At 67.4% G+C, this 16235-nt stretch carries 18 protein-coding genes; 5 read left to right on the top strand and 13 right to left on the bottom strand.

Annotation, left to right across the window (positions count from 1 at the left end):
• Positions 1-109: 109 nt before the first annotated feature.
• From ftsH to pyk, 4 genes are all read right to left on the bottom strand, one after another.
• A complete protein-coding gene (gene ftsH / locus KQ305_RS08190; RefSeq protein ID WP_259724913.1) occupies positions 110-2089 on the bottom strand; it encodes an ATP-dependent zinc metalloprotease FtsH in 1980 nt (659 codons plus the stop codon).
• A 104-nt stretch (positions 2090-2193) separates the two neighbouring features.
• A complete protein-coding gene (locus KQ305_RS08195; RefSeq protein ID WP_259724914.1) occupies positions 2194-2517 on the bottom strand; it encodes a DUF1830 domain-containing protein in 324 nt (107 codons plus the stop codon).
• Between the two features lie 109 nt (positions 2518-2626).
• On the bottom strand, positions 2627-3856 hold the full coding sequence (locus KQ305_RS08200; RefSeq protein ID WP_259724915.1) for an ABC transporter permease: 1230 nt from the start codon (positions 3854-3856) through the stop codon (positions 2627-2629).
• Between the two features lie 27 nt (positions 3857-3883).
• Positions 3884-5668, bottom strand: a complete 1785-nt coding sequence (pyk, locus tag KQ305_RS08205) for a pyruvate kinase (RefSeq protein ID WP_259724916.1) — start codon at positions 5666-5668, stop codon at positions 3884-3886.
• Positions 5669-5727: 59 nt separating this feature from the next.
• Between pyk and KQ305_RS08210 the strand changes: the two genes are divergently transcribed.
• Both KQ305_RS08210 and KQ305_RS08215 read left to right on the top strand, forming a co-directional pair.
• Complete coding sequence (locus KQ305_RS08210; protein ID WP_259724917.1) at positions 5728-6057, top strand: nucleoside triphosphate pyrophosphohydrolase family protein; 330 nt, start codon at positions 5728-5730, stop codon at positions 6055-6057.
• Between the two features lie 53 nt (positions 6058-6110).
• On the top strand, positions 6111-6554 hold the full coding sequence (locus tag KQ305_RS08215; RefSeq protein WP_399231039.1) for a hypothetical protein: 444 nt from the start codon (positions 6111-6113) through the stop codon (positions 6552-6554).
• Here the strand turns inward: KQ305_RS08215 and KQ305_RS08220 are convergent.
• Genes KQ305_RS08220 through ilvA form a run of 3 tightly spaced genes read right to left on the bottom strand, consistent with a single transcriptional unit; the run spans position 6548 to position 9055 of the window.
• On the bottom strand, positions 6548-6841 hold the full coding sequence (locus KQ305_RS08220; protein ID WP_259724919.1) for a YggT family protein: 294 nt from the start codon (positions 6839-6841) through the stop codon (positions 6548-6550). The two genes, KQ305_RS08215 and KQ305_RS08220, sit on opposite strands and share 7 nt — an antisense overlap.
• Positions 6842-6882: 41 nt before the next feature.
• On the bottom strand, positions 6883-7449 hold the full coding sequence (gene scpB, locus KQ305_RS08225; protein ID WP_259724920.1) for an SMC-Scp complex subunit ScpB: 567 nt from the start codon (positions 7447-7449) through the stop codon (positions 6883-6885).
• Positions 7442-9055: a threonine ammonia-lyase, biosynthetic gene (gene ilvA / locus KQ305_RS08230; protein ID WP_259724921.1), complete on the bottom strand. Its 1614-nt coding sequence runs from the start codon at positions 9053-9055 to the stop codon at positions 7442-7444. Before ilvA ends, scpB begins: the two co-directional genes overlap by 8 nt.
• A 96-nt stretch (positions 9056-9151) precedes the next feature.
• Between ilvA and dxs the strand changes: the two genes are divergently transcribed.
• Together dxs and KQ305_RS08240 are read left to right on the top strand one after the other, a co-directional pair.
• On the top strand, positions 9152-11071 hold the full coding sequence (dxs, locus tag KQ305_RS08235; protein WP_259724922.1) for a 1-deoxy-D-xylulose-5-phosphate synthase: 1920 nt from the start codon (positions 9152-9154) through the stop codon (positions 11069-11071).
• The gene (locus tag KQ305_RS08240) at positions 11061-12302 is read left to right on the top strand and encodes an NAD(P)/FAD-dependent oxidoreductase (protein WP_259724923.1); all 1242 of its coding nucleotides are present in this window, start codon (positions 11061-11063) and stop codon (positions 12300-12302) included. The genes dxs and KQ305_RS08240 overlap by 11 nt, the downstream gene beginning before the upstream one ends.
• A 4-nt stretch (positions 12303-12306) precedes the next feature.
• Here KQ305_RS08240 and psaK read toward each other — a convergent pair whose 3' ends face one another.
• The 3 genes from psaK to KQ305_RS08255 form a co-directional block, all read right to left on the bottom strand.
• Positions 12307-12564 (bottom strand): photosystem I reaction center subunit PsaK, encoded by a 258-nt coding sequence (psaK, locus tag KQ305_RS08245; protein ID WP_216908757.1) that lies wholly within the window; start codon positions 12562-12564, stop codon positions 12307-12309.
• A gap of 66 nt (positions 12565-12630) precedes the next feature.
• Positions 12631-13020 (bottom strand): DUF3593 domain-containing protein, encoded by a 390-nt coding sequence (locus KQ305_RS08250; protein ID WP_259724924.1) that lies wholly within the window; start codon positions 13018-13020, stop codon positions 12631-12633.
• Entirely contained in the window at positions 13017-13334 is a 318-nt protein-coding gene (locus tag KQ305_RS08255; protein WP_259724925.1) for a DUF2499 domain-containing protein, read from the bottom strand. Before KQ305_RS08255 ends, KQ305_RS08250 begins: the two co-directional genes overlap by 4 nt.
• Before the next feature lie 55 nt (positions 13335-13389).
• Between KQ305_RS08255 and csaB the strand changes: the two genes are divergently transcribed.
• Positions 13390-14421, top strand: coding sequence for a polysaccharide pyruvyl transferase CsaB (gene csaB / locus KQ305_RS08260; protein WP_259724926.1), 1032 nt, complete (start codon positions 13390-13392; stop codon positions 14419-14421).
• 21 nt (positions 14422-14442) lie between these two features.
• Here csaB and KQ305_RS08265 read toward each other — a convergent pair whose 3' ends face one another.
• The 3 genes from KQ305_RS08265 to rpmB all read right to left on the bottom strand — a co-directional run bounded on the left by KQ305_RS08265 (position 14443) and on the right by rpmB (position 16175).
• Positions 14443-15300, bottom strand: a complete 858-nt coding sequence (locus KQ305_RS08265; protein WP_259724927.1) for a metallophosphoesterase — start codon at positions 15298-15300, stop codon at positions 14443-14445.
• Positions 15297-15866, bottom strand: a complete 570-nt coding sequence (locus KQ305_RS08270; protein ID WP_259724928.1) for a peroxiredoxin — start codon at positions 15864-15866, stop codon at positions 15297-15299. The genes KQ305_RS08265 and KQ305_RS08270 overlap by 4 nt, the downstream gene beginning before the upstream one ends.
• Before the next feature lie 72 nt (positions 15867-15938).
• Positions 15939-16175 (bottom strand): 50S ribosomal protein L28, encoded by a 237-nt coding sequence (rpmB, locus tag KQ305_RS08275; RefSeq protein ID WP_259724929.1) that lies wholly within the window; start codon positions 16173-16175, stop codon positions 15939-15941.
• Positions 16176-16235: the final 60 nt, after the last annotated feature.

Raw genomic sequence — 16235 nt, forward strand, 5'->3', positions numbered from 1 at the left:
TCAAAGCCGGAGACTGGAGTCGATCCCCAGGATTGAATCATCCATAAAAAAGGCCTGCGTGAGCAGGCCTTTTCCATGAGCGTTGTGGGGGTGGGGAAAACTCCCAGCTTCAGGACGCCTCGGCAGCATCCGCGACGACAGCGTCCTGATGGGTGGCGGACGACGACAGATCCGCAGCCATGAGCAGGGGCGAGAAGCGATCTTTATCGGGAATGGAAGCAAACTCCGAGACGATCAGCCTGAACTCATCACCATCAAGGCTTTCCTTCTCGATCAACAGTTCCACCAGTCGATCCATGCAGGCGCGGTGCTCGGCCACCAACTTGACAGTATCGGTGTAGCAGTTCTGAACGATCTGACGTACAGCCCCATCGATCTTGTTGGCGATGGCATCGGAAACGTCGCTTCGGGTCATCAGGTCGCGGCCCAGAAACACCTCCTGGTTGCCGGCCTCCAGAGACATGGGGCCCAGTTCGCTCATGCCGAATCGGGTGACCATCTGCCTCGCCATCGAGGCCACCTGCTGGATGTCACCACCGGCACCGGTGGTGACTTCCGAATGGCCAAAGACCACATCCTCCGCCGCCCGGCCACCGAGGGCGCCCATGATGCGAGCCTTGAGCTGGGCGCGGCTGACGAGCATCTGCTCCTCATCGGGAGCAAACCAGGTCAGGCCCTGGGCCTGGCCCCTGGGGATCAGGGTGACTTTCTGGACGGGGTCATGCTGCTTCACCAGGGTGCCCACCAGAGCGTGGCCGACTTCGTGATAAGCGATGAGCCGTTTGCTGCGGCCGTCGGTGAGGGGCTTGCCCTCCATCCCGGCGATGATCCGATCGACAGCGTCATCAATCTCAGCCAATCCTGTGGCCTCTTTACGGCGGCGGGCCGTCAGGATCGCCGCTTCGTTGAGCAGGTTGGCCAGGTCGGCGCCGGTGAAGCCGGGCGTGCGGCGGGCAATCATCTCGAGGGAGACATCGTCGGCGAGTTTCTTGTTGCGGCTGTGCACCTTCAGGATCGAGAGGCGCCCCTTGATGTCGGGAGCATCCACCTGGACCTGACGATCGAAACGACCGGGACGCATCAGGGCTGAATCGAGGACGTCGGGGCGGTTGGTGGCCGCGATGATGATGATGCCGCTGTTGCCCTCAAATCCATCCATCTCGGTGAGGAGCTGGTTGAGGGTTTGCTCCCGCTCGTCATTGCCGCCACCGATCCCTGCGCCGCGCTGACGTCCGACGGCATCAATTTCATCGATGAAGATCAGGCAGGGGCTGTTCTCTTTGGCCCGCTTGAAAAGGTCACGGACGCGACTGGCGCCGACACCCACGAACATTTCGACGAACTCCGAACCCGACAAGGCGAAGAAGGGCACACCGGCCTCGCCGGCGATGGCCTTGGCCAGAAGGGTCTTGCCCGTACCTGGAGGGCCGACAAGGAGCACACCCCTGGGGATTTTGGCCCCAACGGACGTGAAGCGCTCAGGGGTCTTGAGGAAGGTGACAACCTCCTGCAGATCCTGCTTGGCCTCTTCGACACCGGCAACGTCATCGAACTTGACACCGGTATCCGCTTCCATGGCGAAGCGGGCCTTGGTTTTCCCGAACTGCATCGCCTGGCCAGGGCCGCCGGGCATGCCCGAGGAACGCCGAGCCAGGAAAATCAATGATCCGATCAGCAGCAGTGGGAACAGCAGGTTGCCCAGCAGTCCCAGGGCCGGCGGGGTGGCTTTGGGGGGATGAACATCGAAGCTGATGCCTTGATCCTTGAGCTTGTTGATCAGCTCTGGCGCGACTCCGGGAAGATCGACTCGCAGCCGCTGCACTCGGTTGTCGAGATCGGGATCCACCGCCTCGATCACCGCTGTGCGGCCACCGTCATAGATATCCACCGCCGTGACACGGCCCGCCTCGACGTAATCGAGGAAGCGGCCATAACTCATGCGTGCCACCGCGGCATTCCGGGGCGAGGTGGTGTCGCCTGTGGGCCCGGGCGCCAGTCGTCCCCCTGAACTCAGCAGCTGCCAGCCAAGGAAAACGGCCACGGCGACCGGTAACAGCCACAGGGCAAGGACACGCCAGCGCTGATTCATGGTTGTGAAGCTGAAGCTTTTGAACAACCTTAAGAGCGGGCGGGCCAGCTTCGGGAGCTCCCGGCGTCAAGGTTGAAGTCTTCTGCGGCAAGCTCCGGAACAGCTCAGCCGGCCTGAAGCCAGGGGTTGGCTTCGATGCCGCCCACGGCAAGCTCGGGGCTGCCTGGGGCAGGTTCTGTAATGGGGGCGGATTCCATGACCAGTTCGCGGGCTTCGATCGACTCGAGCAGCTCGGGGCCGCCGAGACCGTGGGTCCAGATCTCCACCTCGCTCCGTTCTGGACAATGAAACGTCAGGAGTTCAAACGGAAAGACGACCCGTTCCAGGAAGAACTGCTCCGGCCCGATGCAGCGAAGGATGATCATGCGGTCGGAACCGTTCCGGTAGCCGCAATCCACCTGTTCCGTCCTGGCCAGCTGGTCCAACACCCTGTTCCTGCATCTTGTTCACCATCAAGACAGTCCGGCTGTGGGGATTTGGTGACGAAGGCGACGGATTGCCACTCTTAATCATTTCTTCTGATAAGGGCGGTTCCGGTCAGAGGCTTCTCAGGGCCGCGATCGGATCCAGCCGCGCCGCCCGCCGCGCCGGCACCACGCCGAAGAACAGACCGATCGAGCCGGAAAGACCCACCGTCAGCAGCACCGTGCTGGCCTCGATCGTGGCCGGCAGGGGCGTCAAGGCTCCAACCAGGGCTACCGTCCCCAGCCCCAGGGCACTGCCGATGACGCCGCCGAGGCTGGCGAGCACTAGTGACTCCACCAGGAACTGGAGCAGCACGTCACTGCTGCGGGCGCCGAGGGCCTTGCGCAGACCGATCTCCTCGGTGCGTTCGCTCACCGACACCAGCATGATGTTCATGATGCCGATTCCTCCCACCAGCAGGGACACGGCGCCGATGGCCCCCAGCATCAGCGTCAGGCCGCCGGTGATCGTGCCCACGATGGTGAGGGCATCTTTCTGAGAGCGCACGGCGAAATCGTCTTCCCGCAGCAGGCGGTGACGCTGACGCAGCAGGTTGGTGATCTGGAAGGCTGCAGCCCCTGTGCTGGCTTCGTCGCGGGCCTCGACGCTGATGAAGGTGAGGCTGATGCCGAAGGTGGGATCCCGCCCACTCAGCTGGCTCACCATGGTGGTGAGCGGGATGTAAGCGTTCTCATCCTGGTTGGAGCCGAACACGGCCCCCTTCGGTGCCAGCACACCGATCACCTCGAACGACTTGTCACGAATCCGCAGCTGGCGGCCTAGGGCTTCCCCCGTGGGCATCAGCTTTTCCTGCAGGTCGGGCCCGATCACGACCACGTTGCGGGCGCCCTGCACGTCGCGCTTGTCGATGAAGCGGCCCCTGGCCACCTCAAAGCTGCGTACCGGCAGGAATTCCGGCGTCACCCCAGAAACCGACACCGAGGAGCTGAAGCCGCCGGCTTGGGCCACTTCATTGAGGGTGATCTGGGGGGCGACCCGGCGCACGCTCGGTACCTGTTCGGCGATGGCCTTGGCGTCCTCAAGCACCAGGGTGCGGGGCATTTCGATCCCCTGGCGTCGCGTGTCGTTGTTGCCGGGCACCACGAACAGCACGTTGGCGCCCAGGGTGCTGAGCTGGCTCTCGGCCAGGTTCTGGGCACCCCGGCCCACCCCCACCAAGGTGATCACCGAGGCGTTGCCGATGACGATGCCCAGCATGGTGAGCAGGCTTCGCAGGCGGTTGGAGCGCAGCGTCAGCAACGCCATGGCCACCGTTTCGCTCAGGGGCAGCTTGGAGGCCATGGCGGCGCAGCTGTAAGGGCTTCGGTTCTAGAGGAAGGAGGGCACCGCCGAGGGGTGGGTGCTCTGGGGACCACGGTGCACCACTCCCTCCTGCACTTCCAGGGTGACCACTTCCCCCATGCGCAGTTCCGAGGTGGCGTTGGCCACCCCCACGATCACGGGCACCCCCAGCCGCTGGCCGATCACGGCCGCATGGCTCTGGCGTCCCTCCTCCTCGGCGATCACCCCGCGGGCCTTGCGGATCGCCTCCAGGTAGGCGGCGCTGGTTTCCCGCACCACCAGGATTTCGCCGGCCTCCACACGGGACGCCTCTTCCGGGGTGCTCGCCAGCCGCACCTTGCCGCTGATGGTGCCGGTGCCGATGCCGACACCACGGCCCATGACGGCGGAGACGATGCCCACCTTGATCAGGTCGGTGGAGCCACTCACCCCTTCGAGGGTGCCGGCGGTCTGGACGACCAGATCACCGGCGCCCAGCAGCCCCTGCTCCTGGGCGGCGGCCATGGCGACGCTGAAGGTGCGGCTGCTGCTCGGCTCATCGTGGATCAGCAGTGGATTGACCCCCCACACCAGCTGCAGTTGGCGGGCCACCGTGACGTCGGACGTGATGGCCAGGATCGGCGTGCTGGGGCGGAACTTGCTGACGTTGCGCGCCGTGGAGCCGCTCTTGGTGAGGGGCAGGATCGCCGCAGCGTTGAGCTGGCGGGCGATGCTGCTGACCGCCTGGCAGATGGCGTTGGGGATGGTGGTGGCCATGTGGCTGTCCAGCACCCGCTGGGGATAGTCGCGCTCGATGCGGCGGGCGATCTGGTCCATGGTGGCCACGGCTTCCACGGGATAGTCGCCGACGGCGGTTTCGTTGGAGAGCATCACCGCGTCGGTGCCGTCGAGGATGGCGTTGGCCACATCGCTCACCTCGGCCCGGGTGGGCCGGGGGCAGGAGGCCATCGAATCGAGCATCTGGGTGGCGGTGATGATCGGGATGCCGAGGCTGTTGGCCTTGCGGATCAGCTCCTTCTGCAACAGGGGCACCTCCTCGGCGGGCATCTCCACCCCGAGGTCGCCCCGGGCCACCATCACCCCGTCACAGAGGGGAAGGATGGCGTCGATGGCATCGATCGCCTCGAACTTCTCAATCTTGGCCACCACCGGGGTGTCGTGGCCCTGGCTGCGGATCAGCTCGCGGATCTCCAGCATGTCGGAGGGATTGCGCACGAAGCTGAGGGCCACCCAGTCGACCCCCTGCTGCAGACCGAAGGTCAGGTCGCGGCGGTCCTTGGGGGTCAGGGCCCGGATCGAGAGCTGCACGTCGGGGAAATTGACCCCCTTGTTGTTGGAGAGCACCCCACCCACGGTGACCCTGCATTTCAGGGTCTGCCCGGGGCCGTCGACCTCCACCACCACCATCTCCACCCGGCCGTCGTCGAGCAGGATGCGGCTGCCATTGGTCACCTCATCCGCCAGCCGTTCGTAGGTGACCGTGGCGATGGTGTTGTCGCAGTCGACGGCGCGGGAGGTGAGCGAGAACAGATCCCCCTTGGCCAGGGTGATGGGACCGGCCTGGAAGCGGCCCAGGCGGATCTTGGGGCCCTGCAGGTCCTGGAGAATGCCGATGTGGACGCCCAGTTCGTGGGCCACCTGGCGGATGGTGGCGATCCGATCGGCGTGGTCGCTGTGGTCGCCGTGGGAGAAGTTGAGACGGAAGGTGGTGGCGCCGGCGGCGATCAGCTGCCGCAGCACCTCTGGAGACTCGGTAGCCGGTCCGATCGTGGCCACGATCTTTGTGCGACGCATGAGATCGTGAGGGGCCATTGGACGACCTTGTACTGGGCCGGAAACTACCATCCGGACTTGCCCGGAGCGAGCTTGGAATGGACTTTCAGGACTACCAGCAACGCTCCCGTGAGACGGCGCGCTACCCGGATGTGGGCGCCAATATCCTTTACCCCACGCTGGGATTATGCGGCGAGGCGGGCGAGGTGGCCGACAAGGTGAAGAAGGTGCTGCGGGACCGGGGCGGTGACTTCGGTCCCGATGTCCGTGACGACCTGCGACTGGAGTTGGGGGACGTGCTCTGGTACGTGGCCCAGCTGGCCACGGAGCTGGGGCTTGATCTCGACGACGTGGCGGGCGCCAATCTCGCCAAACTGGCCAGCCGCGCGGACCGTAACGTGATCGGAGGCAGCGGCGATCGGCGGTGAAGCAGCGAAGGACCGCCTGGACAACCCTGGCCCGACTGTTCTCCGGGTGGTTACTGGGTCTCTTGATCCTGCTGATCGGTCCCGCTCTGGCAGCCGCCACCGACCTCAAGGTTTCGGACGTGGTGCTCGAGCCCTGCCCCGCCGGTGATCAGGGCACGCAGCCGGAGCTGGCCCGTCCCAGCGGTGCCAGCTGCTGGGCCCTGCGGGGCGTGGTGGTGAACCCCGGCGCCAAGCCCGTCATGGACACCGATGTGTTCGGCCTGATCCTCGATTCCAGCGGTGAACCGGTGCTGCCGAACCGCACCCGGGTGGGATCGATCGGCGACGTGCCGCCTGGTCGCTCCAATTTCGCCCTGAGGCTGGCGGTGCCGGCCGGGACCCCTGGCCCGCTCGGCACCCGCAGCGTCAAGGCGAGGGGGTTCAGCTCCCCTGTGCGCACCCGGGCCGGGATCGACGACGAGCTGCTGCCCCTGGAGGAGGCCCTGGAGCCTCAGTAGGGCAGACCGCCAGAGGAGAGGGTGGCGATCGAGGCCCCCAGCAGGCTCTGGGCCAGTTGCAGGGCGATGAAGGCCACCAGCGCCGACAGGTCGATGCCGCCAAGCGGTGGAATCAGGCCGCGGAAGGCGTTGAGGTAGGGGTCGGTGATGGCGCTGACGCTGGAGAGCAACGGGTTGCTCCAGTCAAGATTGGGGAACCAGCTCAGCAGCACCCGAACCAGCAGCACGAGCAGGTAGATGCTCAGGGTCTGGGCCAGCACCTGGAGCAGAAAGACGAGGATGTTCATGGAAAGGGTCGAGGGGGTGGGGCTGCATCCGTCAGCCAACTCTATGGATCCGGTTCATCCTCGGGCGTCGGCGGGCTCGCGTCTGTCTCGGCGGCCGCCAGGCGCGAGCCCAGGGCCGCCAGATCGTCCGCCTTCAGAGAGAAGGTGCGGTGGAACTTCTCGCTCAGGCTGAGCCAGTAGGAGCGCCCATCACTCTGGCGGCGCCGTTCAATGAAGTCCTGGGCCAGCAGCTCCTTGATGTGCTCGTAGGCCCCCGAGCCGCGCAGCTCCACCAGCTCCGACTGCAGCAGACGCTTCTTGAGGGCGATGGTGGCGAGGGTGCGCAGGGAGGCGATGGACAGGTCCACCGGCAACAGGTTCTGCACCAGGTCCCCCAGGCCGGCGCGCAACTGCAGGGCGTAGCGCTGACCCTCCTGATGGATCTCCAGGGCGGTGTCCCGGTGGGCGTAGTCGGCCATCAGGGTGATCAGGGCCAGCTCGGTCGCGTCCCGCTCGATGCCGGCGATGGCGGCCAGTTCCCCCAGCTCCAGCGGCCGACCCTTGAGGTACAGGATCGCCTCCAGCCGCGCCGGCAGGGAGAGTCCGCAGAAGGGTTCGGGTTCAGCCATGGGGACGTTCGACTTGACGGGGCGGAAGCGTGCGGCCCACTTCACCCAGGAACAGCTGGTAGGCGGGGTTGTTGGTCTCCTCCCAGTGTTGGTAAGGGAGATCGGCGAGGAAGGCCTGCCAGGCCTCCAGTTCCGCCGGCGGCACCTGCACTCCCACCACGATGCGCCCCACGTCGGCGCCGTGGTTGCGGTAATGGAAGATGCTGATGTTCCAGTTGGGATGCAGGGCGGTCACGAAGGCCATCAGGGCCCCGGGCCGCTCCGGGAACACGAAGCGATAGAGGCGCTCCTCCCCCTGGTCCAGGGCCGCCCCGGCGCTGGCCGGCAGTCGGCCCCCGACCATGTGGCAGAGATGGAGCTTGGCGAGCTCGTCGCCGCTCAGGTCGAGGCAGGGGAAGCCATGGGCCTCCAGGGCGTCCATCAGCCGGTGGGTGTCCTGGTGGTCGCTGATCTGCACCCCCACGAAGATGTGGGCCAGCTGCGGGTCGGCCAGGCGGTAGCTGAACTCGGTCAGGCTGCGCTGGCCAAGGACGGCGCAGAACCGCGCCAGGCTGCCGGGTTGCTCCGGGATCTCCACCGCCAGCAGGGCTTCGCGCTCCTCGCCCAGTTCGGCCCGCTCCGCCACGAAAGCCAGCCGGTCGAAATTCATGTTGGCGCCGCAGGCCACCGCCACCAGGGTCCGGTCCCGGAGGTGACGCTGGGCCACATCCTTCTTCATGCCCGCCACCGAGAGGGCGCCCGCCGGCTCCAGGATGGAGCGCGTGTCTTCAAAGACATCTTTGATCGCGGCGCAGATCTCATCGGTGTCCACCGTGACCATGCGATCCACGCAGCGTTGGGCCAGGGCGAAGGTGTGTTCACCCACCTGGCGCACGGCCACACCGTCGGCGAACAGGCCCACCTGGTCGAGCCGCACCCGCTGACCCACGGCCAGGGAGCGGGTCATGGCATCGGCATCGCTCGGCTCGACCCCCACCACCTCCACCTGGGGCCAGAGGCTCTTGACATAGGCGCCAATGCCCGCAATCAGCCCGCCACCGCCCACCGCCACGTAGATCGCATCGGGGGGATCGGAGCACTGGCGCAGGATCTCCAGGCCGATCGTGCCCTGGCCGGCGATCACATCCGGGTCGTCGAAGGGATGGATGTAGGTGAGTCCCCGCTGCCGCTGCAGCCGGTGGGCTTCCTCGCAGGCCTCGTCGTAGGTGTCGCCGTGGAGCACCACTTCGGCGCCGCGGGCCGCCACCGAGCGCACCTTCATCTCCGGTGTGGTGACGGGCATCACGATCACGGCCGTGCAGCCGAGTCGCTGGGCGGCCAGAGCCACCCCCTGGGCATGGTTACCGGCGCTGGCGGCGATCACCCCCCGGTCGAGCTCCTCCCGCTCCAGGCCCACCATTTTGTTGTAGGCGCCGCGCAGCTTGAAGCTGAACACGGGCTGGAGATCCTCCCGTTTGAGCAGCACCTGGTTGTGCAGCCGGCGGGAGAGGTTGGGGGCCGGATCGAGGGGGGATTCAATCGCCACGTCGTACACCCGGGCCCGCAGAATTCGTTGCAGATAGTTGGTCGCCTCGGGAAAGGCGTCGTCGTGGGCGGCCAAGGTCATGGCCCCAGTGTCGCAACCCGACCCTGGAACGGTCGCGTTCGCCGCCCTGGGTCGGGGCGAACCCCGTAGATTGGCCGTCTGGAAGCAAGGAACGGCATGCATCTGAGCGAGCTGAGCCATCCGAATCAGCTGCACGGCCTGAGCACCGCTGAACTCGAGGCCATGGCTCGCCAGATTCGCGAGAAGCACCTGGAGGTCGTGGCCACCAGCGGCGGCCACCTCGGTCCGGGGCTGGGGGTCGTCGAACTCACCCTCGCCCTCTACCAAACCCTCGACCTCGACCACGACCGGGTGGTGTGGGATGTGGGCCACCAGGCCTATCCCCACAAGCTGGTCACGGGCCGGTACAAGGATTTCCACACCCTGCGCCAGAGGGGCGGTGTGGCGGGCTATCTCAAACGCAGCGAGAGCCGGTTCGACCACTTCGGCGCCGGCCACGCCTCCACCAGCATCTCGGCCGCCCTGGGCATGGCCCTGGCCCGTGACCGCCGCGGCGAAGACTTCAAATGTGTCGCCGTGATCGGCGATGGCGCCCTGACCGGCGGCATGGCCCTGGAAGCGATCAACCATGCGGGCCACCTGCCGCGCACGAAGCTGCTGGTGGTGCTGAACGACAACGACATGTCGATCTCAGCGCCGGTGGGGGCCCTCTCCACCCACCTGAACCGCATGCGGCTCAGCAAGCCGGTGCAATTCCTCTCCGGCAGCGCCGAGGAGGCGGTGAAGCACCTGCCCTTCCTGCATGGGGAGCTGCCCACGGAGCTCAAGACCCTCAAAGAAAGCATGAAGCGGCTGGCGGTGCCCAAGGTGGGGGCCGTGTTTGAGGAGTTGGGCTTCACCTATGTGGGCCCAATAGACGGCCACGACATCCCCGAGATGGTGCGCACCTTCCAGGCGGCCCACCGCTGTGAGGGCCCGGTGCTGGTGCACGTGGCCACCACCAAAGGCAAGGGCTATCCCTATGCCGAAGCCGACCAGGTGGGCTACCACGCCCAGTCGGCCTTCGACCTGGCCACCGGCAAGGCCTACCCCTCCAGCAAGCCCAAGCCACCCAGCTGGAGCAAGGTCTTCGGCCAGACGCTCGTCAAGATCTGCGAGCAGGATTCCAGGGTGGTGGGCATCACCGCCGCCATGGCCACCGGCACGGGACTGGATCTGCTGGAGAAGGCGCTGCCCCAGCAGTACTTCGATGTTGGGATCGCTGAGCAGCACGCCGTCACCATGGCGGCGGGCATGGCCTGCGAAGGCCTGCGGCCGGTGGTGGCCATTTACAGCACGTTCCTGCAGCGCGCCTATGACCAGCTCATCCATGACGTGGGCATCCAGAAGTTGCCAGTCACCTTTGTGCTCGACCGTGCCGGCATCGTCGGCGCCGACGGCCCCACCCACCAGGGCCAGTACGACATCAGCTACCTGCGGGCCGTGCCGAATTTCACGGTGATGGCGCCGAAAGATGAAGCCGAACTGCAACGCATGCTGGTCACCTCGATCGCCCACGACGGCCCCTGCGCCATCCGCATTCCCCGGGGCGAAGGGGAAGGGGTGCCCCTGATGGATGAGGGCTGGCAGCCCCTGGAGATCGGCCGTGGTGAGCTGCTCGCCGATGGCGACGACGTGCTGATCGTGGCCTATGGCTCCATGGTGGCGCCGGCCATGGCCACCGCCGGACTGCTCCAGGAGAAGGGCCTCCGGGCCGCGGTGGTCAATGCCCGTTTCCTTCGGCCCCTCGATGAGGTTCTGATCCTGCCCCTGGCGCGGCGCATCGGCCGGGTCGTGACGATGGAGGAAGGCGCCCTCCCCGGTGGCTTCGGCGCGGCGGTGGTGGAAACTCTCAACGACCACGAGCTGGCTGTCCCGGTCCTGCGCATCGGCATCCCGGACGTCCTGGTGGACCATGCCAGTCCCGACCAGAGCAAGGAACGGCTGGGCCTCACCCCCGCCCAGATGGCCGATCGGATCTACGAGCGTTTCGGCCCCATCTTCCGCGCCAGCGTTCCCACCGCCCTTGCCGTCTGAGACCTCCCTCCGCTGCCAGGTGCTGGTGGTGGGGGCCGGTCCGGCCGGCGGTCACCTGGCCCGGCGTCTGGCCCTTCAGGGCGTGGATGTCGTCCTGGTCGACCGGCTCGGCGACTTGGGTCGCTCCGCCTTCAGCAGCGCGGCCCTGCCGATCGCGTCCATGGAGGCCTTCGGCCTGCCGGCGGAGGTGGTGGGCAGTCGCTGGCGCCAATGGCAGTTGATCGGGCCAGGCAGCGCCACCCGTTCCTGGGCCTCACCCCAGCCCCTTGGCGTGGTGCTGGATTTCGGCGCGCTACGCCGGTGGCAGGCCGACCAGTGCAGTCGTTGGGGTGGGCGCGTACATCTGGGGCTGCAGGCCTGCTCCAGTCACCAGGAGGGCGAGCGGATGGTCACCCTCCTGCGCCGCTCCGATGGCACCACGCTGCGGGTCACCAGCGACTGGACCGTGGATGCCAGCGGCCAGGCGCGGGCCCTGCTCGGGGATCCGCCGCCGGCCCAGCGTCCGCGGGATGGGCTGGTGCGGGCCGCCGGCCTGGAATGGCTGTTGCGCGTGTCTCCCGCCTGCTGGGAGCGCTGGGCCGATCGGCTCAGCTTCTGCCTCGGCAGCGACTGGGTGCCCCAGGGCTACGGCTGGATCTTTCCGATGCAGCCAGGGGTGCTGAAGCTCGGGGTGTGCCGCCTGGTCGATCCCCAGCGCCAGCAGCCGCCCCTAGGGGGCCTGATCACGGAGCTGGGCCGGCGCCTTCTGGCTGACGGAGTGGCTGGAGAGTCCTTCGATGTCCTGGACCGCCATGGCGGGCTGGTGCGCAGCTCAATCCGGCGGCTGGAACCCCACCAGCGGGGCCGGTTGGTGGGCCTGGGCGATGCGGTCAGCACGGCCAACCTGCTGGGCGGCGAAGGGATCCGCCACGCCCTCACCAGCAGCGCCGTGCTGGCTCCCCTGCTGCAGCAGGCCCTGGCAGCGTCAGGGGGGCAGGCTTCAGCGCAGCGGTCCTTGCAGGACTATGCGCCCCAATTAAGGCAAGCCCTGGGATGGCGCTGGTCCCTCAGCGGCCGGCTGGCGCGCCGCACCTGGCTGGGCTTGCACGGACCGAAGGCCGATGGGCGTCTCGACCAGGTGCTGCGGGGGCTGGAAAGGCGCAGGGCGGAGGATCTCTCGGCCCTGCTGTTTGGCTATCGCTTCGAGCGCTACGGCCTCAGGGCCATGCCGTACCTGCTCGGCTGGCGCTGAGGCGTCAGAGGACGCCGCGGGAGGCCAGACCCAGGATCGCGCCCATGCCGAGGATGTGGCCCAGGCTGGTGGTGCCGAGCATGGCGCCGTGGCTGAAGCCGCCGAAGAAGGAGTTGTTGGGCAGTTGCAGTCCCACGTTCTGTTGCTGGATGGTGGCCTTGCCGATGGCGATGGCGATGACGTTGCAGACGATCATGACCAGGGCCACCTTGGGAGACCAACTGATCGACGCGGGAGCCATGGCCAGGAGGGGAGCGATCATGATGCACTTGCTGACGCCCCATCTTCCGGGTCAAGGCGTGCTGTGCCCCGCCCCCTTAAGACTTGTTCACCTGGGGGCGTCGGGCGGCTGCTGTTCTTCGGATGGGGATGGCACTGATGGGGCGGCACGCGGTTGAAGCGGCGGGGTCTGCTCTGGCCGAAATCCCAGCAGCACCACCAGGTTGCTGAGGGTCAGGAAGGCTTCAGCGCCACCGTGGAGGGGATCCACATCGGCCAGCTGCCGGCCGTAGGCCAGCTGGGCCACCACGGCGGCGGCAATCGTGACCGCCACGAACAGCAGCGTCAACTGGAACCCCCGCAGCGCCAGGCGCGGAAAGGCCCTCACCTTCTGGGCCCACCACAGGAAGGCCAGGTAGGGCAGGAGGGAGAGGACGAAGAACGGAGAGGGATCGACGCCACCGAGGCGCTGAAACCATTCGGCCAGGGGGACGGTCACGGGGGCCCGTCCTCCGGGCTGAGCCGCTGCAGGCGCAGCAGGTTCCAGGCGGCCAGGGCCAGGGCCCCGTTGCCCAGGGCGGTGAGACCGGCCTGCAGCACCACCAGTCCCTTGAGGGCCTCACTGTTGTCGAACAGATGCCAGGTGCAGGCCGCCATGGCGCTCACCAGGGCCGGCACCATGGCCAGCGCCAGCCAGCGCCAGCCCCCTTCCCGCCGCAGTCGGCCGTAGGCCTGAACGGCGAGGATCGCCAGCATCCACTCGAGCACCGAGGTGATGTGGATCCACCAGGTGGGCAGCGACAGCGCGTGCATGGAGAAAGCCTGGTGCGATCCGTAATGTACGGAGCCGGAACTACCGCTGCGTCGGATGCGTGCTCTGATCTGCGGGTACTACGGCGAGCACAACCTCGGCGATGACGCCCTGCTCCAGGTGCTGCTGGGCCAGCTGCCCGCCGGCTGTCAGCCTGTGGTCACGGCCCACGACCAGGCCCTGGTGCGCGAACGCTTCGGGGTGGAAACGACCGATCGCCGCCGCCTGGGGTCGGTGCTGGCCGCCCTCAGCCGCTGCGAGGCCCTGGTGCTCGGCGGCGGCAGCCTGCTCCAGGACACCACCAGTTTCCAGAGCCTGCTCTACTACGGCGCCCTGATGCTGGCGGCTCGGGTCCGGGGCCTGCCCGTGATCCTCTGGGGCCAGGGGCTGGGTCCCCTGCACCGCCGCCGCAGCCGGGCCCTGGTACGGGGGTTGCTCCCCCTGGCCACGGCGATCAGCTGGCGTGATACCGCTTCCGCTGGCCAGGCGAGGGCCTGGGGGGTGGAGGCCTCCGTCGGCAGTGATCCGGTGTGGGGCCTGCCGGCCCAGGCCTGGAGCGGCCGCGGTGGGCCGATCGTGCTCTGCTTCCGGCCGGTGCAGCAGCTGGGTGGTGCGGCCTGGGTGCCCTACTTGCAAGCCCTCGAACGTCTGGCGGAGGCGGCCGACCGGGAGGTGCTGTGGCTCCCCTTCCATCAGGATCAGGACCGGGGTCTGCTGGCGAGTCTCACCCAGCAGGGTCTGGTGGGCCCGGCGCTCGCGGGCCGCAGCCGCGAACTGTCGGTCCAGACCCCTGAGGAGGCCATGGGCGTCTTCCGGCAGGCGGGTCTGGTGCTCGCCATGCGGTTGCATGGGTTGATCCTGGCGGCACTGGCAGGAAGCCCCTGTGTCGCCCTCAGCTATGACCCCAAGGTGGGCGCCGCGGCGGCGGGCATCGGCTGTCCCTGTCAGGACCTCGATGCCACACCCTCAGGACCCTTCCTGGCGAGCTGGGCCGCCGTGCTCGACACGCCGCCAGTCGGTGCTGGCACGGCCGCTCTGCAGCGCGGCAGCCAGGTGCACCGGGAGGTACTGGCGGCCCTGAAGGCCTGATTCCCGCCGCGGGGCTCGGCATCAGTCGGGCCGTAGCAGCACCGCTTGGTCGATCCGACGGCCCTGGCTGTCCCAGGCCTCGAGGCGCATCCGGTCAGGGGTGGCGCTGACTTCAGCGAAGCCGTAGGTGCTCAGGGCTCGGGTGGTGTTGGCGTTGGGCAGCACGGCTCGCAGCTGGGCACCGCCGTTGCCCACCGTGAGGTAGGTGGTGCCATCGATCGGGCGGGTGCGCTCGTAGTGGTGGTCGTGGCCATTGATGTACAGCTGCACCCCGTAGCGGCGGAACAGGGGCGTGAGCCGGGCGATGGCCGCCGGATCATTGCCATAGAAGCCGGACGAGTGGATCGGGTGATGCCCCACCACCACCTTCCAGGGGGCCGTGCTGGCGGCCAGAGCCTGCTGCAGCCAGGGCCTCTGATGCTGCCAGCGGGCGTTGACGTTGGTGTCCAGCAGGAAGAACTGCACCGGCCCGCGCCGCAGGGTGTACCAGCGGCCCTTCATGCCGAAGGGGGGGAACGCGATCTGCGGCTCACCGTTGGCGGTGCGGATGTCGTGGTTGCCGAGGACGGCGTGGAAGGGGACCCCGGCCCGCAGCAGGGTGGCATAGGGCCTGCGGAAGGTGCTCTCCACCAGGGCCAGGTCGCCGGAGGGGTAGATGTTGTCGCCAGCCAGGAGCACCAGATCCACCGGCGCGCGCCGATGGGCGTCGGCCATCCGCTGGCCCACCGCCCGCTGGTGGGCATTGCCGCTGCCGCTGTCTCCGGTGGCCAGGAAGCGCAGGCTGTCAGCGGAGGGATCGCCATGGCCTGACAACGCCAGCAGCGGCAGGCCAACGAACGTGGCTCCGATCAGGCCCAGGAGGCGCCGGCGCCAGATCAAAGCGCGCTCTCCCCCTGCAGCCTGGCCAGCTCCGCCAGCACCTCCTGGCTGTGGCCGGAGGGCCTGACCGCCACCCAGCTGGCCCTCAGGACACCCTCCGGATCGATCAGGAAGCTATGGCGGGCCGAGAAGGGGGCCAGCCAGGAGCCGAAGCGCCGGCTGACAAGCCCGCCGGGGTCGGAGAGCAGTGGGTAGGCCAAACCCTCGCTGCCGCAGAAGGAGAGATGGGCCTCGGCGTCATCGGCACTCACGCCCACCACCTCGGCGTTGCGGGCATGGAAGCTGGCCAGGTCGCGCTGGAAGCCGCGGGCCTCCAGGGTGCAGCCGCTGGTGAAATCCTTGGGATAGAAGTAGAGCGCCATCCAGCGGCCCTGGAACTCTCCGGTGGAGAGGTGGGTCTCCCTTACCGCCCCATCGGGCCCCGGTGCCACACCGTCGAGATCAAAGAGAGGGGCTGGTTGGCCGATCTCCGGCAAGGTGCCGCCGATGGCCCCGGCTCGGGATGGACGCACCAGCAGGCCGATGCTGGCCAGCGCCGCTCCACCTAAAAATATGCGACGCTCCACGAGCTTGACTGCATCAGGAGTGGACCCTAGCGATGCTTCAGGCCTACCCCGGGGCTGTGGATCTACGCCGGTTCAGATCTTGGCCAGGTTGACACCCAATTCCTTGGCATAGGTGCCGAGGCCTTTCTTCAGGATGGTCTTGAGGGCCTTGGTGGACACCCGCAGCTTGATGAAGCGATTGCCCTCGGCCCACCACAGCCGACGCTCCTGCAGATTCACCTGCTGCAGCTTCTTGGTGCGCACGTGGGAATGGCTGACGGCCATGCCGTTGTTGGCGCGCTTGCCGGTGAGCTGACAGACCCGGGACATGACGTTGTGACGACGGTGGACGATGCAGGCCTGAGCCAGCCTGAGAGTTTACCAAATGGT

It is taken from the genome of Synechococcus sp. CS-1332, assembly GCF_025127995.1.
Classification (GTDB): Bacteria; Cyanobacteriota; Cyanobacteriia; order PCC-6307; family Cyanobiaceae; genus Cyanobium.